General features: G+C 35.3%; 24 protein-coding genes, 1 tRNA gene, 2 pseudogenes and 1 riboswitch. Of the genes and pseudogenes, 22 read left to right on the top strand and 5 right to left on the bottom strand.

Annotated features, from left to right (window positions below; translation table 11 throughout):
- Window positions 1–62: 62 nt before the first annotated feature.
- Window positions 63–135 (top strand) — tRNA-Val (locus JCM9157_RS17425).
- 103 nt (window positions 136–238) lie between these two features.
- Here the strand turns inward: JCM9157_RS17425 and JCM9157_RS17430 are convergent.
- Window positions 239–1,399 (bottom strand): site-specific integrase, encoded by a 1,161-nt coding sequence (locus JCM9157_RS17430; RefSeq protein ID WP_052013221.1) that lies wholly within the window; start codon window positions 1,397–1,399, stop codon window positions 239–241.
- Window positions 1,400–1,514: 115 nt separating this feature from the next.
- A complete protein-coding gene (locus JCM9157_RS23560; protein WP_052013222.1) occupies window positions 1,515–2,138 on the bottom strand; it encodes a LexA family protein in 624 nt (207 codons plus the stop codon).
- Window positions 2,139–2,331: 193 nt separating this feature from the next.
- Here JCM9157_RS23560 and JCM9157_RS17440 point away from each other — a divergent pair, with 193 nt between their 5' ends.
- The 17 genes and pseudogenes from JCM9157_RS17440 (at window position 2,332) to JCM9157_RS17520 (ending at window position 14,699) form a co-directional block, all read left to right on the top strand.
- Complete coding sequence (locus tag JCM9157_RS17440) at window positions 2,332–2,592, top strand: helix-turn-helix transcriptional regulator (protein ID WP_035666730.1); 261 nt, start codon at window positions 2,332–2,334, stop codon at window positions 2,590–2,592.
- Window positions 2,552–2,803: a helix-turn-helix domain-containing protein gene (locus JCM9157_RS17445; RefSeq protein WP_052013223.1), complete on the top strand. Its 252-nt coding sequence runs from the start codon at window positions 2,552–2,554 to the stop codon at window positions 2,801–2,803. The genes JCM9157_RS17440 and JCM9157_RS17445 overlap by 41 nt, the downstream gene beginning before the upstream one ends.
- Entirely contained in the window at window positions 2,776–3,093 is a 318-nt protein-coding gene (locus tag JCM9157_RS17450) for a hypothetical protein (RefSeq protein ID WP_035666731.1), read from the top strand. The genes JCM9157_RS17445 and JCM9157_RS17450 overlap by 28 nt, the downstream gene beginning before the upstream one ends.
- A 23-nt stretch (window positions 3,094–3,116) precedes the next feature.
- On the top strand, window positions 3,117–3,863 hold the full coding sequence (locus tag JCM9157_RS23565; RefSeq protein ID WP_052013225.1) for a DnaD domain-containing protein: 747 nt from the start codon (window positions 3,117–3,119) through the stop codon (window positions 3,861–3,863).
- Between the two features lie 309 nt (window positions 3,864–4,172).
- Window positions 4,173–4,640, top strand: a complete 468-nt coding sequence (locus tag JCM9157_RS25480; protein WP_052013227.1) for an ATP-binding protein — start codon at window positions 4,173–4,175, stop codon at window positions 4,638–4,640.
- Window positions 4,641–4,652: 12 nt separating this feature from the next.
- Entirely contained in the window at window positions 4,653–5,345 is a 693-nt protein-coding gene (locus JCM9157_RS17465) for an N-acetylmuramoyl-L-alanine amidase family protein (protein WP_035666732.1), read from the top strand.
- 15 nt (window positions 5,346–5,360) lie between these two features.
- On the top strand, window positions 5,361–5,705 hold the full coding sequence (locus JCM9157_RS23580) for a hypothetical protein (RefSeq protein ID WP_052013228.1): 345 nt from the start codon (window positions 5,361–5,363) through the stop codon (window positions 5,703–5,705).
- A gap of 343 nt (window positions 5,706–6,048) precedes the next feature.
- On the top strand, window positions 6,049–7,011 hold the full coding sequence (locus JCM9157_RS17475) for a ParB/RepB/Spo0J family partition protein (protein ID WP_052013229.1): 963 nt from the start codon (window positions 6,049–6,051) through the stop codon (window positions 7,009–7,011).
- A 75-nt stretch (window positions 7,012–7,086) separates the two neighbouring features.
- A pseudogene (locus JCM9157_RS24130) lies at window positions 7,087–7,349 on the top strand (ATP-binding protein); the annotation flags it as partial.
- A gap of 184 nt (window positions 7,350–7,533) precedes the next feature.
- Window positions 7,534–9,696 carry a S9 family peptidase gene (locus JCM9157_RS17480; RefSeq protein WP_035666733.1) on the top strand — a complete coding sequence of 721 codons (2,163 nt, stop codon included), beginning with the start codon at window positions 7,534–7,536 and terminating at the stop codon, window positions 9,694–9,696.
- 867 nt (window positions 9,697–10,563) lie between these two features.
- Complete coding sequence (locus JCM9157_RS17490) at window positions 10,564–11,088, top strand: hypothetical protein (protein ID WP_201768905.1); 525 nt, start codon at window positions 10,564–10,566, stop codon at window positions 11,086–11,088.
- A gap of 227 nt (window positions 11,089–11,315) precedes the next feature.
- Window positions 11,316–11,762 carry a YozF family protein gene (locus JCM9157_RS17495; protein WP_035666740.1) on the top strand — a complete coding sequence of 149 codons (447 nt, stop codon included), beginning with the start codon at window positions 11,316–11,318 and terminating at the stop codon, window positions 11,760–11,762.
- 270 nt (window positions 11,763–12,032) lie between these two features.
- The gene (locus JCM9157_RS17500) at window positions 12,033–12,221 is read left to right on the top strand and encodes a hypothetical protein (RefSeq protein ID WP_235715043.1); all 189 of its coding nucleotides are present in this window, start codon (window positions 12,033–12,035) and stop codon (window positions 12,219–12,221) included.
- 194 nt (window positions 12,222–12,415) lie between these two features.
- Entirely contained in the window at window positions 12,416–12,805 is a 390-nt protein-coding gene (locus tag JCM9157_RS17505) for a tautomerase family protein (protein ID WP_035666743.1), read from the top strand.
- A gap of 280 nt (window positions 12,806–13,085) precedes the next feature.
- Window positions 13,086–13,541: a DUF3888 domain-containing protein gene (locus tag JCM9157_RS17510; RefSeq protein WP_035666744.1), complete on the top strand. Its 456-nt coding sequence runs from the start codon at window positions 13,086–13,088 to the stop codon at window positions 13,539–13,541.
- A gap of 180 nt (window positions 13,542–13,721) precedes the next feature.
- Window positions 13,722–14,156, top strand: a complete 435-nt coding sequence (locus JCM9157_RS17515; protein WP_035666745.1) for a YhfM domain-containing protein — start codon at window positions 13,722–13,724, stop codon at window positions 14,154–14,156.
- Window positions 14,157–14,441: 285 nt separating this feature from the next.
- Window positions 14,442–14,699 carry a hypothetical protein gene (locus tag JCM9157_RS17520; protein ID WP_035666746.1) on the top strand — a complete coding sequence of 86 codons (258 nt, stop codon included), beginning with the start codon at window positions 14,442–14,444 and terminating at the stop codon, window positions 14,697–14,699.
- A gap of 905 nt (window positions 14,700–15,604) precedes the next feature.
- Here JCM9157_RS17520 and sda read toward each other — a convergent pair.
- From sda to JCM9157_RS26240, 3 genes and pseudogenes are all read right to left on the bottom strand, one after another.
- Window positions 15,605–15,748 (bottom strand): sporulation histidine kinase inhibitor Sda, encoded by a 144-nt coding sequence (gene sda / locus JCM9157_RS24135; protein ID WP_148296906.1) that lies wholly within the window; start codon window positions 15,746–15,748, stop codon window positions 15,605–15,607.
- A 375-nt stretch (window positions 15,749–16,123) separates the two neighbouring features.
- Window positions 16,124–16,459: a hypothetical protein gene (locus JCM9157_RS17525; protein WP_035666748.1), complete on the bottom strand. Its 336-nt coding sequence runs from the start codon at window positions 16,457–16,459 to the stop codon at window positions 16,124–16,126.
- Between the two features lie 67 nt (window positions 16,460–16,526).
- Window positions 16,527–16,610: riboswitch (cyclic di-GMP riboswitch) on the bottom strand.
- A 542-nt stretch (window positions 16,611–17,152) separates the two neighbouring features.
- Window positions 17,153–17,444, bottom strand: a pseudogene (locus JCM9157_RS26240) (IS110 family transposase); the annotation flags it as partial.
- Window positions 17,445–17,853: 409 nt separating this feature from the next.
- On the opposite strand from JCM9157_RS26240, the gene JCM9157_RS23585 reads away from it, so the two are divergent.
- From JCM9157_RS23585 to JCM9157_RS17540, 4 genes are all read left to right on the top strand, one after another.
- Window positions 17,854–18,129 carry a potassium channel family protein gene (locus JCM9157_RS23585; protein WP_052013230.1) on the top strand — a complete coding sequence of 92 codons (276 nt, stop codon included), beginning with the start codon at window positions 17,854–17,856 and terminating at the stop codon, window positions 18,127–18,129.
- 99 nt (window positions 18,130–18,228) lie between these two features.
- A complete protein-coding gene (locus tag JCM9157_RS25835) occupies window positions 18,229–18,360 on the top strand; it encodes a hypothetical protein (protein ID WP_268870961.1) in 132 nt (43 codons plus the stop codon).
- Window positions 18,320–19,555, top strand: coding sequence for an MBL fold metallo-hydrolase (locus JCM9157_RS17535; protein ID WP_035666749.1), 1,236 nt, complete (start codon window positions 18,320–18,322; stop codon window positions 19,553–19,555). The genes JCM9157_RS25835 and JCM9157_RS17535 overlap by 41 nt, the downstream gene beginning before the upstream one ends.
- A 4-nt stretch (window positions 19,556–19,559) precedes the next feature.
- Window positions 19,560–19,847, top strand: coding sequence for a DUF3006 domain-containing protein (locus tag JCM9157_RS17540; protein WP_035666750.1), 288 nt, complete (start codon window positions 19,560–19,562; stop codon window positions 19,845–19,847).
- Window positions 19,848–20,037 lie beyond the last annotated feature (190 nt).

Here is a 20,037-nt window from a genome sequence, read left to right on the forward strand (position 1 = left end):
CTATTGACAATTTGAACGTGTTAGCTTATATTATTAATTGTCAGTGTATTAATACTCAACATGATCCGTTAGCTCAGCTGGGAGAGCGCCACCTTGACAGGGTGGAGGTCACTGGTTCGAACCCAGTACGGGTCATTACCTGAAAAGCTAGTAATGATGCACCTTTCCTATGTATGGGAGGGTGTTTCTTTTTATTTGAGGGAAGAGAATGAAGTGATTTGATACTAATTTGATACTACTAATTTGTCTTTCTGTTTTTCTGCTGTTTTTGTTGGTAGAAGGTAGAACCAAAATCTGCTGCAATTTCTTCCTGGATATTAGGCATGATATGAGCATAGGTTTGCATAAGTGTTCGAGTATCATGTCCGAGTCTTTCAGAAACTGCCTTAGGGTTGGCCCCATTTTGAAGTAACATGGATGCGTGAGTATGTCGCATATCGTGAAAGTCGATCTTGCGCACTCCTGACTTTTTGATATAGCGGTAAAATGTTCTTAGTAGATTTCGCTGACTTATAGGTGTACCTTTTGAAGTTGGAATGACTAGGTCATAATCTAGATATTCCTGACCTAAAAACATTTTTTCTTTCATTATTCTCCTTTTCTGCCTTTTGAGTTCAAGCATTGTTTCTTGATCTACTCGAATACTGCGTTGACTGTTTTTAGATTTAACTTTTGGGTTTAGTGCATTTTTTCCTCGTTCTAACGTTTGATCAACTGAAATGATATTCCTTTCAAAATTTACATGTTTCCATGTTAATGCTAAAATTTCACTTTGCCGCATTCCGGTTGTCAATGCGATTAGAAACGCAATATATTCTCGATGTTCTTTCACACAATCGAGAAATGTTCTGCAATCTTCATAATTCCATATTTGAATTTGCTTTTTGTTAATTTGTGGTGCTTCTACAAGAGTCGCAACATTTTCGATGAGTATTTTCTTTTTTACAGCATATGATAGGATTTGTTTACAGAGTTTGTGGATATCATTGATGGATGTACTGGAGAGGTTCTTTTTAACTTTTAGTTCGTTATAAAAGCGGTTGAGATGTTCATCTGTTAATTTTGCTACTTCAATGTAACCAAGACCTGGTACAATGTGATTTTTTAAAAGTAATTGATACTTCTTTAGTGTTACATCACGTATCTTATTTTTACTAAGGATCCATTTTTCGATTAATTCATGAAACAGTAATTTTTTTGGAGGAGTGACTATTGCTCCTTGACTGTATTTTTTAACTAATTCACTACAAGCAGCTTCTGCTTCTTTTTTTGTTTCAAATCCTCTTTGTAACTTTTGAAGTCTTTTCCCGGTTGCAGGATCTACCCCTAAATAAACACGAAAGTACCACTTATATCCCTTTTTGCTGTTTTTAACAGGATATTTAGAAATGAAAGCCATATTTAGTTTTCCTCCTTCGCAAATACAAATACTCGAATACATATGATCGGATGAATAACTTATTAACTCATAATACCGCCTCCTTTCAGTGATAAGTAGTACGGGCAGATTATTTTTATAATGGTTCAAAAATAACCTGCACAACTTTCCCATAAATCTTCGCATTACCATCCCGCACGAGCATAGGCGCGTATTTGGAGTTGTCTGGATACAATATTACTTCTCCAGTCTCTGTTTTTGTAACGCGTCTTAGACTAACATCTTCTCCGTTGATTGCTACAACGGCAATTTCTCCTGATTCTACATCATCCTGTTGTTGGACGAGTACGCGGTCGCCTTTGCAAATTCGACTTCTTCCTTCCATTGAATCTCCACTGACTTCGAGAATGAAAACTTCACCCTCTCGATATTTGCCGTCATCTGGAATGTAAGTATATTCTATAATGTTTGCTTCTGCGTCGATTGGAAGATCGACTGTTATTTTCCTAATGACTGGCACGCGTATCACCCCATGAATCTTTTTGATTTCTGGAGCTGAAGAATGGTGGCCTAATAGCGCATTTGGTGAGAGGTTAAACAATGATGAGATTTCTTTGAGGCGATTGGAACGAGGAATTTTTTCATCACGCTCATAAGAAGCAATTGAACCTTGAGTGACCCCTAGCAGTTCTCCTAGTTGAGCTTGAGTAAGGTTTCTTTTCAAGCGCTCCTCTTTAAGGAGTTGTCCAAATGTTTGCACGATACTCAGCTGCCTTCCTCTTTATTAATATAAAATTGTCGAACTTTGTCAATGACTTTTGGTCATCTTTCTCCCATTATATCACTTTAAGTAATACTTGCAATGATTTTATAACTTTTAGTTGTTTTAATACTTAAAGTACTATAATATAACTTTAAGTACTAAATAACGATTGATTCAAAGGAGGTCTTAAATGGATAAGCGTAATTTACGATTTATGGATGTTAGACAGAAACTTGGTTTAACTCAGGTGGAAGTAGCTAAGAATGTAGGCTTATCTCAAAGTATGATTGCTCATATAGAAGCGGGGAACAAAGAACCAAGTAAGCTATATAAGCTTCGAATAGCTTCTTTATTTAGTGTTTCTGTAGAGTGGTTGTTTTATGAGCAGTTATATGAAGGAGGCGTTTCTTATGAGTCAAAGAACAGTGAACGATTATCCAATCATTCTTAAGGCAGAACATATCTCTGAGATCATCGGATGCTCTAAGCGTGTTGCTTACGAGTTAATGGAACAAGCTGATTTCCCGCTTGTACGTATGGGAAGATTAAAGAGGGTGGAGCGCGATGCTTTCTTTACATGGTTTAAAGTTCAAAGTAATAAATCTAATCCTAACCATGAAGGGACGATTGATCTATGGCAAAAGCGGTACCGCACTATGTAAAAGAAAGTCCGGAGTGGTGTTCAATGCTTTATTTATTTTCTGAACATTATAAACTATCAAACTTCTACACTAATGCATATTTTGATTTCCACAAAGGACATGTCTATATTCGAAAACTTACTCAAATCAGTAAATGTTGGAGCGAAAGTGAAAAATTCATGTTAGCTCTAGCTCTTCATTTGTATAACCCCAAAAACAAACTTCCTAGAGGATTAGCTGATATGGACCGGTTAGATGCCGGGAATATGAAGCTAGCACTTAAAGCCATTTCTATTCGATACCAAATGTAACTAGCCTTCAACTGGAGGTAACTATGAACTATATAAGAGAGATTAACGCCTTTTATGATCAGCAGGAGACGAATCCGTTAAGCTCAACTGCGATTGCGGTATGGTATGCCCTTATGCACATACGCAACAAGGCAGGATGGCCGATAGATTTCTCTGTGGCTGCATCGGTAGTGTGTTTAAAGGCTGGAGTTAAGGAACGTAATTTTTATAATAGCCGAAATGAGCTAAAACAGAAGGGGTATCTTACCTTTGAAAGTCGGAAAGGAAATCAGGCTGCTGTTTACCGGTTACTTTCTTTGTCTGCACCATATGCAGACAAACTAGTAGACAATGAGGTAGACAGTTATGCAGACAAAGTGGGAGACAGTGTTACCCCATTATATGAACAAAAGAATATTAAACAAAACATAACAACTAAAAAAGTAAATCCATTCTTGTTCTACGAGGAAAATGGATTTGGAATGCTGTCGCCTTTTATTAGTGAAGACATAAATACATGGTTATCTGATGGTAGTTTTCTTGAACCAGAAGACATCGTGATTGAAGCCATGAAAATTGCAATACTTAAAAACGTTCGTAATTGGCGGTATGTTTCTAAAATTTTGCAAGACTGGCAATCTCGTAAACTTCAGACCCTAAAAGCGATCCAAGCGGAACAAGAAAACTGGAGGAAGCGGGTCACTCCGTTTCCTCAAAAGGGAGGTCAGTCTCATGATACACGCAAGCGCGCATCTGCCACAGACTATACTGGATACGATTTCCGATTCTAACATTGTGGCAAAAGTCATTTGTGAAGGGTGTGATGAACCAGTAACAGTTAGGCGGGTAGTGATGCCGTTTGGACCGGATAAAGGCAAAAGCCTGGAGATGAAATATGGTTGTAGATGTGAGGATAAAGCCATTGAATCACAGGTATTGGAAAGAAGAAAAGAGCTCAAAAAGTTAAGGGAAAAGGAACGACTGTTTGAAGTCTTTGACCAAAACAGTTTGATAAACTCAGATCTGCGCGAAGCAGTGTTTGGAACCTATCATCCTACTAACCGAGCCAGAAAGGGGGGAAAATAGCAGCAGAAAGATACGTGGCTGAATTCTCATTCGACTTTCCTAGAAATCTATTACTTACAGGCTCTTATGGGTTAGGAAAGTCGCATCTAGCAGCAGCCATGTTAAAAGAGTTACTAGGTAAAGGTCACACTGGAATTTTTATATCGGTTCCAAAGCTTTTAACTAAGCTAAAAGCGACTTACAAAAAGAATAGTGAATTTGCAGAAGACGACCTGCTTACTGTATTGGAACAAGCGGATTGCCTCGTACTCGATGATATTGGAGCCGAACACGGTAACGATCATAGTGGAAGTTGGTCAATAGCGAAAGTATTTGAAGTCGTAGACAGCAGGTTAGGAAAGCACACCATTTATACCACCAATTTAAATGGGCGAGATCTTCAAGAAAAAGTGGGGGCACGTAACTTTTCAAGAATGATGCAACAATGTGAAGCAATTACGATTCAAGGTGATGATTACCGGTTACGACAATTTAGAAGTTAAGGGAGTGGGCCAATGACAAAAGTTAAAATTATGTTGGATCCAGGGCACGGGGGGAAGGATCCGGGCGCTGTGGCAAATGGATTACAGGAAAAAGATATCGTGTTAACTATAGCTAGAGAAATGCGACATATGTTGCTTCAACAATTTGACGTTCTAGTAAAAATGACAAGAACGTCAGATACGTTTCTCTCCCTTGAAGAACGAGCGAGGCTTGCGAATAATTGGGGAGCTGATTACTTTTTGTCTATTCATGTGAATGCTGCTGGAGGGACAGGCTTTGAATCATTTATTCACCCCAATGCACAGCAAGATACTATTCAGTTTCAACAGGCAATACATTCAAGAGTCATGGCTCAGCTAAAAGTTAGGGATCGAGGAATGAAAAAATCGAACTTCGCAGTTCTGAGATTAACAAAGATGCCAGCTATACTTACTGAGAATCTTTTTATTGATAACAAAGAGGATGCTAATTTGCTAGGCGATATTCGAATGTTAAAGAAGATTGCAGAAGGTCATGTTAACGGGTTAGAGCGTTTACTTAAACTAAACAGTGTCAAAGAACAGGTGGTTTCTAAGCGGTCCTTATACCGTGTCCTGGTCAACGGGAAGCAAATAGGGGCATTTGGAGAAAAGGAATATCTGTTAAATCAAGTAGGGCAGTATCTTGGGACAGCAAGCAGAATAGAACTCGAGCAAGTTAATTAAGAGGAGGTATGAAACATGGGATCGGTTTTAAAAGCAAGTATTAAGAAGATTGAGATTCTGAACAAAATAGCAAAGGATGAGTGGAATCAGTCGGTGCGCATTATTCTTGGGGACATTGAATTAAACAATGATAATTTTATTGCATTACGTCGATTTCGGCCTGATGAGATTGTACACGTGACACTTGAATCTGCTCAGATGAGTTTGTTTGATATGCAGCCTAAGAAGAGGGCAACAGCAGCTATATTGGGGGATGAGGTTAAGGTGAGGAAGAAGAAGGATGAGCGCGATGTACCACTTGTTGTTGAGGGTGGGGTGTTAGGGGAAGGGGAAGTGGTGGAGCAGGAGTTTAGGTTTTAGTTTAATTATACATTGGTATTACTCCAAACAAGTGTTTCTGCATAGCAGCAGGAACGCTTTTTGTTTGGAGTAATGTTGAAGCATATGATCAAAACTATAGTATTGAAAGTTAAAGAGTTTAAGAAAAGACAACATTTAACGTCGGTTGTCAGTATCAAAAGACCGTTCAGTAATTTTTTAAGATTATTTTTAGGGTGATAGGTTCAATATAAAACTTTTGCCTAAAGTAGTTTAGAGCACAAGGGTGGGCTTTTAAGCATAGTTCAAAAACCTGTAAAATTTTGTAATAGTACAAATTACTCACTGAATACCCATTAATAAAAATGAAATGGGTGGTTCAAACATGAGCAAGCAGCCAAAGAAGATAAAACTTTCCCAGATAAGGTTGGAAACGAGTTATCGAAAAAGTGAGAAGGATTTAAGTTTGGAATTAAGTATTAGTAGACAAGGATTAAATGTGCCGTTAATAGTTGAGGAAGAAGGTAAGAATCAATATGTGTTAGTGGATGGGTACCGTCGTTTTTACGCCCTTGAGTTCTTAGGGATGGAGGATGCTGAGTGTAGCGTTGAAAAGCTATCATCAGAAGAGGAAAGAATAGTTAAAAGGTTAGGGATAGAGTTACACACTAAGAAGAGAACTGCATACCAGCTGGAAAGAATGATTAACCGACTATTAGAAAGTGAAAAGTACGATACCAAATTAATTGCAAGCCTATGTGGTGTTACAGAAGAGACGATAAAAAAATATATACGTGGTTCAGGTGTTAAGCCAGAGTGGTTAAAAAAGGGAGAAAAGAATAATGCTGGTAGGCATGCTTATACAGATATTCTGCATTTGAATATTAACGAAGTAAACAAAGATTATATTGCTGATAAATATGGTGATAAGCAAATCAATAAAAATACGGTTGGTGTCATAAAAAAAGCGACAAATGAAAAAGCCTTTAAGGATATTCCGAATGAACATGTAAAAGAGTGCGTAAATCAAATCATCGAGCAGCAATCAAAAAACTATGAAACTGTGAAAGAGATTGTCTGTGAAAATAGTTTGCAAGCTAAATATACAAAAAGCAGTCATACATTTATGTATAATCTAACATTGGTTTTAATTAAGAGAATAGAGAGGATATTTAGCATTAGGAATTACGCGGCTAATTTATCAGTTAAGCAAAAAGAAAATCTGTCTAAATCACTCACGAATTTAATCTTAGTGTTGAACCCACCATTAAAATGGTCAGACTTCCCCAAGAATGAACAGTCTCCTGAGAACCTAGAAGACGATGATGGTGAAAGTTTGGTGAATTAATAAAAATTCAAAATACCATATATTGAAATTGTGGATTTTTATTTATATCTAAGAAACTCATTGAATTACGCTCATCTTGTAGCATCTGGTAAACATTATGTTTTAATGAATGGTCCTCCTGGTTGTGGAAAAGTCTATTAGCTGAAACCTTTCCGTCTATTCTACCTACGTTATCTTAGGAAGCACAACTAGAGAAGATTAGCCTGTATCAACTGGCAGCAGGTGCTCCTTATATTTCTATTACTATGCCCTCCTATCGCCATCCACATCATTCTGCATCTGCTGTTTCCATTATCGGTGGGGGAACGAACCCGAAGCCTGGTGAAGTTCCGTTAGCAGTTAGCCCAACGAGGAAAAAAAGTTAAAAATTAAATATTGGTTGCTGAACAGTAGACCGATACTGCGCAATAACAATTTCTATAAATATGGAAAATATAAACAATAATTCGTATTTTTCTGGTATGATTTTAGTATAAGATAATATGCAACATTGTGAAGTTATGGAAATGAGGGGAGAATGATATGACTCTTTTATCAGTGAATGATGTTCTAAATGTAAAGAAACCTGCAGATCGAGTGCATATGTCAATGTCTTCCGATGGTAAGTGGCTAGCATTCTGCATAGATGGAAAATCAGAAAGTAGATCGTTTGGTGTTTCTCTAGCAGTAGAAGGAAATACGCAATGGGTATGTAATCTCGAAACTGGAGAATCTTTTCCGATTGCTATACAAGCTAATAGTAGTTGGGGAGGAGTTTGGAGTCCTAATGGTGAAACCCTTGCTTTCTTTGCCGACATTCATGGTGAAGCTCAACTTTGGATATGGACACCTTCAGATTGTTCTTTGAAACTCGGTTCTGAAATCGTTGTCCGTCCTTTCTTTGGTTTTGAGAAGCCCATTTGGACAAACGATGGTCTTCATATTATTGTGAAATCGTTGCCTTCTCAAGAAGTCGATGATAATCATTTCAGTTCATCTATCCCCTCCATTGATGCTGTTTTTAAGAATTGTAACTCAAAGCCACAGTATTATACGACAAGCAAAAATACAAAGGATGAAGCTAATGTATCTAATACATCTTGGGTAAACCGTTATAGAGCTGATATATCCCTGATCAATATATCAACGGGAAAAGATAAAACTCTTTGCAATGGATTTAAACCAGCTGGACTGGCCATTTCAAATGATGGAAAGTATCTAGCTTTTACAAATTGCACAGGAGAAGAAAGGATAAATACCCAACAAAATATATTTAAATTATGGGTCGTTACTCTTGAGCCTAATATTGTTACGAAAGTGACCAAAATTGAAAAAAAGGTAAGGATGGATTATGGGTTGAGTTTTTCTTGGGGGTTAGATAATAAAACCATTCTTTATACTACAAGCGGCCCGTTGTCAGAGGGTGGTTTATGGTCCGTTAATATTCAATATCCCAATTCAGCAAAACTCGATTTTAGTCCTGACGGGAACCAAATTCGAAGAGAATTTGATGGGCCGATCCCATTAAAGAATGGTGAAATAGTCATGATTGTTAATGGGAGTTTGTGTGTTTATTCACCATCTAGGAGTATAGAAAAAATGATTACTCTTGATGGGAGAGAAATTGTAGCTGTTTTTCCAATCACTAATCAGTCAGATGAGTATGTAATCGTACAAACAGTAGAAAAGTGTAACGCTATTTATGGATTTTATTGTATTGATTATGAAACAGATGAAAGTGATAAGATATTTGAAGAACCTAACGCACATTTACCTTGGTTTGAAGGTGGTTCCTTATATCAGAAAAGTCGATCCCACGAATGCATTTCTTTTTTCTCTCAGTCAGCTAATGAACCACCAATTTTAAAGACAATCGATGTGAAATCTAAATTAATTATAGTTGAATCGGTATTGAATGAAGTAAACAAAAACCAGTTAGGTATTTCTCAACTTATCAAGTGGGAAAAAGGTGATGTAACACTGCGAGGAGCACTTTTACTTCCTAAAAATATTAAAGGTAAAGTGCCTGTTATCATCCGAGTATATGGTGGTTCTATGCAATCAAATAATGTGAGATATTACGGGTTAAGTCCTAGTTCAGCAGATAATCACCAATTATTTGCAACTAGAGGATATGCTGTGTTTTTACCTGACCTACCTATGTTGAGAAGTATTGAACCAGCTGAGGAGATTAGTATGGCAATAGAAAATGCATTAAATGAGCTTGTAAAACATCCTCAGATTGACTCCGAAAGAATTGGTATTATTGGGCACTCTTTTGGTGGATACTCTGCACTCGTTGCAATAACTAGAAGTCCAAGGTTTAAAGCAGCAGTAATATCAGCTGGTATTGGAAACTTAATTAGTTATTATACGAAGTTTGATCCCCCTAATTTTAATTATGGATGGGTGGAAGATGGGCAGGTTAATCTGGGAGCAACGTTATGGGAGGATAAAGAACGGTACATTAGAAACTCTCCAATATTTGATTTTCATAACATTCAAGTACCAGTATTAATTGTTCAAGGAACACAGGATCACATAAGTAATGAGGAGGCTGGACCAATATTTTCATCGCTAAATAGACTTGGTAAGACTGCGGAATTAGTCTTTTATGATGAAGATCACTATCAGGGTTCTTGGAAAGAGGAAAACTTGAAAGATTACTATAAGAGGGTACTAGGTTGGTTTAATAAATATCTTTAAAAAGTAACTATATGGCTGTTATGCAGCTTTTTTTATGAGCTTACATTTGATTGAGCTACAAACTGGTTCGGCGGCATTCCTTATTTATTTCTTCACTTGCAATATAGGTTGTGAAGGATTGTACTTATCTAACGGAGAGTTTTAGTTGAACAAAAGCTATCCTTTACAGCCAATCTTTTGCTGCACAGCACAACGATACTGGTTAAGAATATATATTTTAAAGCGATCACTAAAGTGGTCGTTTTTTCTTATTTGACCATTAAAGTGCAAGAAATAAAGTCATATTTGGAAAAACCTAATGAGTTTTAAATTGGATATTTATGTTAAAATATAATTTACTTTGTGAAATGTTGTACTTAAAGTAACGGGCAGGATGCAAGAAGAAAACTGTAAATTAGAGGTGAAAGTGGTAGGAAGGAGTCTTAAGGGAAAATGATGAAAATAGTAATTATTTTTATATTTATAATCATACCTTTCCTATATGTATTGGTAAAGGATAAGGAAATTATAAAGAATGGAATTAAAAGCAATCCAAAATCCATTCTATGGGAACTACTTTTTTTCTTAGGCGTTTTAACAATGATTGCTGCCTTCATAAGTAACAACTATATATTTTCAAAAATAGTTGCAGTTTTTTTACTGCTACTTTCTTCAAGAAGGTTGTTAAGCGTTTGGAAAACAAATAAAGTTAGAGTAATTTATACATTGTCGCTATTTATTTTATATTTCTCATTACCTTACTTATTAAACTAACGGGGTGCGATGCTTTAACAAGGCATCGCTTGCCTTATTGCGCTAACTGAGCAGTTATGCTTAACAAGGGTTATTATTTTTTATGGTAAACTCAAGGAGAAAGGAGGAAGTATATTGAAGATAAATAAAATAAGTTTTACATTATCTGTTTTGCTATTTTTACTTGGTATTACAGCTTGCTCTTCAAAGCCTGACTTTAAATTATACGAAGGCGAACCACTAAATATAGCAGTTATTGGAGAGATACCAGAAGTAAAAGAAGACCAAATAAGTTTTGAAACAATTGATTTTGACCAATTGCCCAAAGATTTAAAAAGATATGATGCTGTGTTTATAACGAAAGAAAACTTATCAGAGGCTTCTGAAAGTCAATATGCGGATGTATATTTGAATTCAAATCTTCCATTCTTCCTTATTGAAGCTACAAAGTCTTATCGTTCTTTTATTGAAAAAGACTTAACTTATGAAGATGATTTAGACTTAAAAGAGACCAGTAATCACTATGCCATAGGCTTTCTCTCTTCTACCGAGGAAGAAGGTAAGTATTGGTATTATGGGTTATACAATGACAAGGAAAGTCCTGAAAATATTAGAGAGATGTATTCAAGGATATTCTCAACAATAGAATATAATCAGTAACTTTATTGTGCTAACGGATGCTTTAGTTGAATAGAGGTAGTTAAGCCAACATTAATGTTGGCTTTTTTGTTATACAATCGGATATTTTATTGTGCAGCACCTCACAGGAAGATACGCTTCCCTACTGGTTGGTTTATATATGGTAAAGACGTGGGTTACTTGGAAAAATGGTCATAATTTTTTTGAACTGTGGAAAAATAATATCAATTCAAAAGGAGGTTTTAGTAATGAAAAAAATGCTTTATATAATGATGATTACTTTTGTCTTTATTTCTTCACCACATTTTACAGAAGCTAAATCAATGAAAGAGCCTGTTGTGCTTGATTCTGATGAGTGGACTCTAACACTTGATAATGCCGAAATTGACGATGAAAATATGACAAAAGGTAATGAAAAAGCGGATGTTTACTCGCTAAAAATCGCTAATAAGGATGGCAATAAGTATAATGTGACAGTGCATACTTTTAGAAAGGAACCAGGAAAATCCTATGATTTTGGCATGTCGGTAAATGACACAGATGGAGAAGATGTAATGTTAGCAAACAAAGAGGTTATCAACTTCAAAAACTTTCCTGTATTCAAAGAGGCAAAGGAATTTGAGGTATTTATAATGTGGCAGGAAGAAGAATCTGGAAGGTTCTTTAAACAGGATTTTACTGTTCCTGTGCAATAACTTCTTGAAACCGAAGCGATATACATCGGCTTCTTTTTTTGTTCAGAGCGTGATAACTCAATTAACCCCTAACGGTCGTTAGTGAGCATTTTTCAAAAATTTAAGCATGTGAATTATTACACTTAAACTATCGGATGCGTTAGTTCAATAAGGAAGGAACCCACGGCTAACGAGGGTTCCCTAATTTTTTGGTATAAAATCAACAATATTATTTAACATAGCTTTCTTATAAAAAAGTTATAATTAGTAATAAAAGGAGGTATGAAACCTGTGGATAAACGAAAACGTAGGTTCGCTTGGGCTGACGATTTGATTGCGAAAACAGGAGAAGTCGCTAGAGAAGAAGCAAAACGCAATAATACCTCAATTGTTTATGCTGAAAACGGAAAAGTTGTAAGAGAATATGCGGATGGCCGAATAGAATATATCGTAGAAAAAATTGACTCAAACGAGTCATGATCCATCTATGAATCCAAGTAACTTTAAACCCATACAGTGGAGACCCTCCAAAGGCTAGAATATTCGCTATATCATTTCTCGTTATTCAACTATCGGAGCAGAATACTTAAAGAAGGAATTTTAAATCTCTTTATAGAATAGAATTTATTGTTAGTCGAGTTTAGTTGAGTTGAGAAGAGAAAGGTGAGTTGAGAATGGGACAAATTAAAATTTATGGGGTAAAAGACAAGTTAAATCCAATTAAGGAAACACTATCGAATGTTATTCATTCGTGTATGGTTGATGCACTTCAATTTCCTTCGGATAAGAAATTTCATCGTTTTTTCCCTATGGACAAAGAAGATATTCTTTATGCAAGTGGAAGAACTGAAGCATATACCCTAATTGAGGTTAGTATGTTCGAAGGTCGAACAGTGGAAGCTAAAAAGCAATTAATAAAGCTACTATTTGAACGTATGAATAGTGAATTAAATATATCACCACAAGATGTCGAAATTACAATTTTTGAAACACCAAAGCATAACTGGGGGATAAGAGGCTTACCTGGTGATGAGTTAGCGCTGAATTATAAAGTAAATGTATAAGTCATAGGCGGTCGTTAGCGACTGCCTTTTTTAGCTTGTTCAACTAACGGATGCGTTAGTTGAACAAGAGCTATACTTTACAGCCGATTTTTTGCTGCGCAGTACAAATATATTGCGTATTAAAATCTATTTGTAACTACTTTGTGAAACAATGTAACGAGAGCGTCTCTACAATAAGTGGAGACACTTTTTCCCTAACCACGGTAGGATTGTTGAGTAAGGAGTATTTTTTAGCGCATATTAAACACATCAAAATTTGCAGAGAAATTGAGGTGTTTATATGAAAAAGATAATATCTTCGTTATTATTAAGTCTAATTGTTTTAGCTCCTATTTCTTTTGTTTCAGCTGAAGTTGACCTCAGTAGGAAAATAAAAAAGGAAATTTATGCAGCTCCAGAAGAATTATTAGTTGATTTGCTCAATCCTTATGTTGCCGATGTAGTTCATAAAGAACATGGAGACGATGTGATATGGGGATTGGAAAGAGTAAAAAATATCACTTTAATGGTTGACCATACGGTAAGTAAGTCAAGAAGGTGGTATGAAGTCAGTCTCACAGTAAAAATAAATAAACCAGATGTAAAGGGAGATTACTGGGAACTTGACACTGTTACATTTGTTATTGACCCAAAAACATACTTTGGTTCCTCTGATGTTGAAAGAAAGAACCTTAAGGATGTAACAGTTGAAATAAAAGACTACGTGCATCATCATGGTACTAATGACAACCGATAAATTAATGTGTAGAAACATAAGGGGGCGTTTCTGTGATAATAACAGGGGCGTATTTTTTATGGTATACAAATCGAATCGAAAAATATTGTGGAATATTAATTATTAAAGACGAAGCAGGTAAAAAGAGAAAAGTGAAACTATGTATATAAGTTAGCGTCTTATCTAAGGGAGGGATAATTTATGATAATAAGTAAAAATTATTTTGCTATACCCTTGATAATGGGAATGATTACTTTAGCAGGTTATAGTGCTTCCGATATTGATAATGAACAATTGGTAGAGGCTACAGAAATTGGTTGGGAAACAGTTAAGTTGATAACAGTTGAAGAACGTACAGATGTAGGGTACAAAACTGTTAAAGTGTTAGATAATGCGGAAATGAAAACAGTTGAAGAAATTTTAGAAAATGCAAAATGGGAGGAAAATGTATTTGTATCTATGACTACACCACCTGAGTACCGATTTAGAATAAACTCATCCAATTACTCAGTCTGGGTTACACCTAATGGAGATAAGCTTGAAATAGTAATAGAAGGGGAAGCGAAATATATAAAACTGCCCGAAAAAGTATCTGATACCTTATTTGAACTCATAACAGGTGAAAAATTAAATTAACATGTAATGCTTCTTCAAGGGGAGCTCCGATACAAGTAGAAACGCTTTTAGCAGCGAAGATACACTTGAAAACTCCTGTTAACATATACCATAATTAGGGAATTGATGATATTATTAACAGATAACCAGTTATAATTGAGCTAATGAAAAAACGATTTAATAATAATACTTTGCTTTTGAAAACAAAGACCTTGTTATAAATGACAATATTAATTGTGACGTTACATTTAATAATGAATAAGACATTTTTCTTCAATCATTATCAATGGAAAGGAGGAAATAAATTTGAAACTCTCTTTTGGAAAACAAACAGGAGAAGTTATTATTGAGGTAGATACAAAGGTTATGGGAGAAATTGATGGAAATGTTTTTGTATTACCAGGTGCTAAATTAGAATTAGAAGCTCCAGTGAAAGGAGACGTTACATTGATGAAATTTTCGAAGGCATCCATTAGAGGCCAAATTGGCGGAAATCTATATGATGAAGGTGCTGAGATAGAACTTTTAAGTACTGTAAGCGGGAATATAATTAATAAAGAATAAGTTCATGGTTACAATAGAGACAGGCATTAGGGGAATTATTGTGGAATCAGAGAATAATACATCGAGGTTTGATCGTTTGCCTAACTGTTTAGAAGTAGTTCAATTATATGGTAAGAACCATATCAAATTTGTAGAATGGGTGCGTTATTAAAGCAATCTTAAATCTCAAGGAAGCTGAAGTATGCACATGATCTATTCATATGCATACTTCAGCTTTTTATTATTTTATAAAGCTTATATTCATTGTAAATATTTGGAGATGTGTGGTAAATCTATTGCATACATTGGTAAAAAGGATGGGAAGAGAGTGCTGAAACCTGGTGACCGTAATCACCTAGTCTTATTCTAGCGGCAGAGGAGCGCTTGACTGTATTTTTCAACTGACGCTACTTGAGGAAGAAAATAGTATGATGGGTAACGAGGAAGGTTATAAAAAGTGGCAAAAAGTTTATCATTTGGATGGTTGGACGAATCGTCGGTCCGCAACGCGGAAATATCTTTTTTAGTGCGAATTCTTTTAAAAAAGACAAGCAAAATGTAAACAGGTTCATATAATGATGTAAGTCATGGTGGGATGACTCAGTAAGTTCATTTTCTTTCAATGCATACATTCAGTAGCGGTAACCCTTGGGAAAGGTTGCTGCTATTTTTTTGCCTAAAAAAAGAACCCTCACACTTAAGGGTCTCTTCTCTACCAAACTACAACATAAAAAGCATTGTTAATTTATTGTAATTGTATTATATTTTTTCTTAAGGGAGTGAGAAAACTGAAGAACAGCAAGAGAGCATATCAATTAAAAAGTTTTTTCAAAGAGAAACTAAAGAGAAAATTAACATTTAAGGAAGTGAAGTACATTAGGTGGTTGGCTGAATTAGAAAAAAAGAGAAAAAATAAATAGTAAGAACTACTTATAACCCTTAATTTGAATTAAAAGCCCACGTGCTTCTAATTCTTCTTTTAGAATACAGATAAAATCTATTTCTAAATTTAATTTAATGGCTTTATCATAAGCTTCTAACATTTCTTGATCATCTAAGTTATCGAACATATTCAACACAACCCTCTTTTTATTAAGTTCATAAGACACGAATTTCATTTTAACTTAGTTCATTCGTTAAATAAAGTAAAAAATGAAAAAAATGTGTGACTTTTGTATGACCTAAGAAGCCCTTACACCTTCAAATGTGAGGGCTTCTTTGAATGATTGATTATAATTATTCAAAGGTTACTTATCTTAGCATTAATGATGTGAACCAATTCTTTTTTCTCAAGACACTTCAACGAATTAATTAACTCTGAACGGCCCATTCCAGTTCCGCGCATTAATCCAATAATAGTTATGGTCCCATTTTCGTTTTAAATTATATGCAAAATTTCTATTAATTTTAATTCATTATCAGTTATTTTATCGTCCTCTTAATTCCTAATTATTAAATAAATTTGGAGAGGTGATTTGTTCTTTAAGCTTACTAATGTTATTGTTAGCAGCTTTGTTATTCATATTAATTTCTGTTAAGAATTTTAGGTAACTATCGTTACTAGATTGCTGTTTCAACAATTTAAATACCAATGGTCGCTCATGTTTAATAATAGACATGAATTCAGCAATGGGCATATTTGTTGTTGTTGATTTAACTCTTAAAACACCTTTGATAAAGGTCTTAAAAAAGTGAAGTGATTCTTGTTTATCAGGATATTGCTTTAGTAATGACTCGAACCTTTTTAATACTTCTTGTAGTTCATGTTCATTTCTCTTCATATATAAAACTCCTTGTATTTAATATACTGCCCAGAACTAATATACTTCAATTTTAGGAGTTATTTAGTAAGGCAGCTGGCTGACATTGGATTGTCCTTTAGTCCCTATAGCTTTGCGTCCCTACCTTTCGATAAGTTTGCCATTTTTCTTTTTTTATAATTCAGTGTATGATTTATGTCTAATTACCTAGTCCGATATTCACTTTGGTATAAAAATAATGATAAAACAAAGCGATCATAAAATAAAGAGGTATTTCAATTAACCATAACCATGTAAGAAAACATTAGACAAAATAGTAATTTAATTCTCTCACCTTCGGAAAAAATCTGCATATCATACAAACATCTAATAATATTGAAATTTATTTTTTCTTATATTTTTTATTACATAAAAGGAGAAATGCTCTGTGGAGAAATACTTAGAAGAATTAATAATTGAATATGAACATAGATTGAATCGCCCACTAAAAGAGATAGAAATCAAAGTACTTGAATTCCTGATTCATACCGATCCAGACAACTCCGATACTTCATTTGCTAACTTTACCAAGTCTATGCAGAACCTCAAGTAATTCCGTCTTACTCTTTCCGGTCCATTGCATTAACTCTTCCAACATCGGATCGTTTTTGTAATATCTGTTTTAACTTGCGTTCGAAGTCGTTGATCCTGTTATTCTTTTTATTCAAGATTATAATTGAAACTTTCCCTTGTTAGATTACGAAGGTTTAAGAGTTGAACTCCAAGCTTTTTATATGGTTCTAACTCTTCCTTGTAGAAAAGCTCGCAGAGGTGTTACGCATCAACCGTATCGGTAATAATCTTCCTTAAACTCGAACTTTTCGCTTAATAAGAAATCATTAGATTAATGATAATTAACAAGTACCACGTTCCTCTAAGTAATAAACAACTGGTGTTTGATAATCCTGTTGACTCTAGAATAATTGGTGGTTTTACACCTGACTGTCTTTACTTCCTCAAGGAACTCTCCATTCAAGTTAGCTGCATAGTACCATAGAAACGTGTAACGAGCGTGGAGGGATAGTCCGAGAAAGGTGAAGAGATTGAATCGTAAACTTGTACTATTACATGAAACTTTAATGGTCATTTTGCAATAGTCTCAGTATCAATGATTTGGGCAAATAATGAACCTCTTTACTTTATTGAAAGAATTGTCTGGTTCATATTATTGGTTGATGTCTCCATTCGCATTTATAAAAGTAAGCGGAAATGGGAGTACATTAAAAATCCATTAGACTTCGTTGCTATAATTTCTTTTGACACGATATTCCAGCTTGCAAGGATAGCAAGGTTATTTAGAGCGATTAGACTTTTTGCTATAGGGGCGCACTTTTTGAATCCGGTATTCAATTCCAATTAAGGCAATAGAACCAGGTATGGAAAGTTATGCAGATGCACTTTGGTGGTCAATTGTAACGGCTACTACTGTTGGATATGGAGATATACCACTGGAAACTAATATTGGAAGGGCTATAGCGTTAATTTTAATGATTGGAGTTATTGGCATGTTTACTGGCTCGATAGCAACTTATTTCTTAACTGATCAAAGAAAAGAGAATGGAACAATTGAGTATATTAAAAATGAACTGTCCCACTATGAAAAACTTTCTGCGGATGAATTTGAACGATTGATTGTTCTAATGAATCAATAAAGTAAAGAAAAGAAAAAGGTTGGTTAATCTTTTAATTTACCATTGAAATTAATAAGACTAGTAATCCGTGGTAAAATGAGTAATAAATAGGAGGGTGCAATGAAAAACAAACTATTCCTTAGTCTTTTTAGTATTGTAATCTTGTTAACTTTTTCAGGCTGTTCCGGGGCTGCTGAAGGTGTCTTAGCTGATGAAGAAAGCGGAGACTATACAGGACACAAATTTAGATGATGTGGTAGAAACAGACCAACAAAATAATGAGCAAGTGAATGTAGATGAAACAGATAAGGGATCTGATGAAAAAGAAGTACTAAAGGGTGAAGAAAACACGAAAGAAAACCCAAGAGATGGACCATTAGAAGGTCTTAAAGTACACTTCATCGATGTTGGACAAGCTGATGCCACTCTATTTGAATTTTCTCATGATGGAGAAGACTTCAGGATTCTCTTTGATGCTGGAAATTGGAATCGTAATGATGTACTGAATTACTTAAATACTCATCGAATCAGTCATATTGATATTTTGATAGGTTCGCATCCACATGCAGATCATATTGGTCAAATGGATCAAATTTTAAATGAAATAGATGTTACTGAGGTGTGGATGTCTGGAGATACGACAACATCACAAGCTTTCCAACGAGTGTTAGATGCAATTGAATCGAGTGGTGTGAGTTATCATGAACCAAGAGCAGGAGAGATCTTTGACGTTGGCCCACTGGAAATTCAGATCCTAAATCCTGATCGCTTAACAGGTGACGTACATGAAGGTTCTATTGCTGCCAAATTTACCTATGGGGAAACGTCATTTATATTGACAGGTGATGCCGAAACTCAAACTGAACGTGCGATGCTCAGTAGAGGGTTTGATTTAGAAGCGGATGTCTTGCAGTTAGGGCATCATGGATCTAGTACTTCAACCATACCAGAATTTTTAGCAGCAGTTAATCCTGCTATTGCTATTGTATCTGCTGGAGAGAACAATCAATACGGACATCCCCATGATGAGGTTATTAACCGGGTTATAGAAGCCGGTATAGATGTATACGGAACATATGTACATGGCACAATTATTATAAAATCAGATGGACAATCGTTGACAGTATTAACGAAAGAAGATGGTACGCTTTCTCCTTCTTCAAGTGGGAGTTCACCCCCGTCTAGTACCAGTACAAACTCAACAAGTGAAAGTATTGCAGGATCTAGTTCATCATTGGAAAAAACAACTAGTAACGCGAATTGTGTAGATATCAATAGTGCAAGTGATAGTGAGTTGCAGGAGATAACTCATATCGGCCCTGCTCGGGCAGAAGAGTTAATTCAATTACGTCCCTTTAATTCGCTTGATGACATGAGTAGGATTTCAGGAATTGCTGCTGGTAGGTTAGCAGATATCAAAGAAGAAGGATTAGCATGTGTGAGGTGAAACCATGAAAGTACAAGGTGTATTGGATCGGATAGTAGATGGTGAAATTGGAGTGATCTTAGTAGACGACCTGAAAAAAGAGTTTACTGTAAAAAAGGATCTCCTTCCTGAAAGAACTATAGAAGGATCATGGCTTACTTTGATCATAGAAAATGATGTTATTCAAAGCATTGAAGTAGACGATGAAAAAACAGAAGAAGTACAGCAGAAAGTTAACTCGCAGCTTGATCGTATTCGTAAAAAGAGTGGTGGGAGTAAGTTTAAGAGGAGAATTAATAATGATGCAACTTAGTATGTCTCTAACAGGTTCGGTCGAGAGGGAGAAAACATGCATCGTAGCTTAAAGAGGTGGAATTAGCAATCTAATTCGCACCTCTTTTGATCGTTCTCAGACCAACGCTTATAAACACTATCGAAGTTATATTGGGAATTTGTGTTAAAATAAATTCAGAGTATGTGAATAATTGTACTTAAGCTAACGA

The sequence above is a fragment of the Halalkalibacter akibai JCM 9157 genome (assembly GCF_000513135.1).
In the GTDB taxonomy this organism is placed as follows: domain Bacteria; phylum Bacillota; class Bacilli; order Bacillales; family Bacillaceae_D; genus Halalkalibacter; species Halalkalibacter akibai.

Excerpts from the sequence above, each read along its gene's own strand:
- JCM9157_RS23565 (WP_052013225.1), top strand. The coding sequence starts at position 3,117 with ATGAACTATATAAGAGAGATTAACGCCTTTTATGATCAGCAGGAGACG.
- JCM9157_RS17510 (WP_035666744.1), top strand. The coding sequence starts at position 13,086 with ATGAAAAAGATAATATCTTCGTTATTATTAAGTCTAATTGTTTTAGCT.
- JCM9157_RS17535 (WP_035666749.1), top strand. The coding sequence starts at position 18,320 with ATGAAGAAAGCGGAGACTATACAGGACACAAATTTAGATGATGTGGTA.
- JCM9157_RS17505 (WP_035666743.1), top strand. The coding sequence starts at position 12,416 with ATGGGACAAATTAAAATTTATGGGGTAAAAGACAAGTTAAATCCAATT.
- JCM9157_RS17465 (WP_035666732.1), top strand. The coding sequence starts at position 4,653 with ATGACAAAAGTTAAAATTATGTTGGATCCAGGGCACGGGGGGAAGGAT.
- JCM9157_RS17525 (WP_035666748.1), bottom strand. The coding sequence starts at position 16,459 with ATGAAGAGAAATGAACATGAACTACAAGAAGTATTAAAAAGGTTCGAG.
- JCM9157_RS25835 (WP_268870961.1), top strand. The coding sequence starts at position 18,229 with ATGAAAAACAAACTATTCCTTAGTCTTTTTAGTATTGTAATCTTGTTA.
- JCM9157_RS17445 (WP_052013223.1), top strand. The coding sequence starts at position 2,552 with ATGAGTCAAAGAACAGTGAACGATTATCCAATCATTCTTAAGGCAGAA.
- JCM9157_RS23585 (WP_052013230.1), top strand. The coding sequence starts at position 17,854 with ATGGAAAGTTATGCAGATGCACTTTGGTGGTCAATTGTAACGGCTACT.
- JCM9157_RS17450 (WP_035666731.1), top strand. The coding sequence starts at position 2,776 with ATGGCAAAAGCGGTACCGCACTATGTAAAAGAAAGTCCGGAGTGGTGT.
- JCM9157_RS23580 (WP_052013228.1), top strand. The coding sequence starts at position 5,361 with ATGGGATCGGTTTTAAAAGCAAGTATTAAGAAGATTGAGATTCTGAAC.
- sda (WP_148296906.1), bottom strand. The coding sequence starts at position 15,748 with ATGTTCGATAACTTAGATGATCAAGAAATGTTAGAAGCTTATGATAAA.
- JCM9157_RS17495 (WP_035666740.1), top strand. The coding sequence starts at position 11,316 with ATGAAAAAAATGCTTTATATAATGATGATTACTTTTGTCTTTATTTCT.
- JCM9157_RS17480 (WP_035666733.1), top strand. The coding sequence starts at position 7,534 with ATGACTCTTTTATCAGTGAATGATGTTCTAAATGTAAAGAAACCTGCA.
- JCM9157_RS17515 (WP_035666745.1), top strand. The coding sequence starts at position 13,722 with ATGATAATAAGTAAAAATTATTTTGCTATACCCTTGATAATGGGAATG.
- JCM9157_RS17540 (WP_035666750.1), top strand. The coding sequence starts at position 19,560 with ATGAAAGTACAAGGTGTATTGGATCGGATAGTAGATGGTGAAATTGGA.
- JCM9157_RS17440 (WP_035666730.1), top strand. The coding sequence starts at position 2,332 with ATGGATAAGCGTAATTTACGATTTATGGATGTTAGACAGAAACTTGGT.
- JCM9157_RS17430 (WP_052013221.1), bottom strand. The coding sequence starts at position 1,399 with ATGGCTTTCATTTCTAAATATCCTGTTAAAAACAGCAAAAAGGGATAT.
- JCM9157_RS17475 (WP_052013229.1), top strand. The coding sequence starts at position 6,049 with ATGAGCAAGCAGCCAAAGAAGATAAAACTTTCCCAGATAAGGTTGGAA.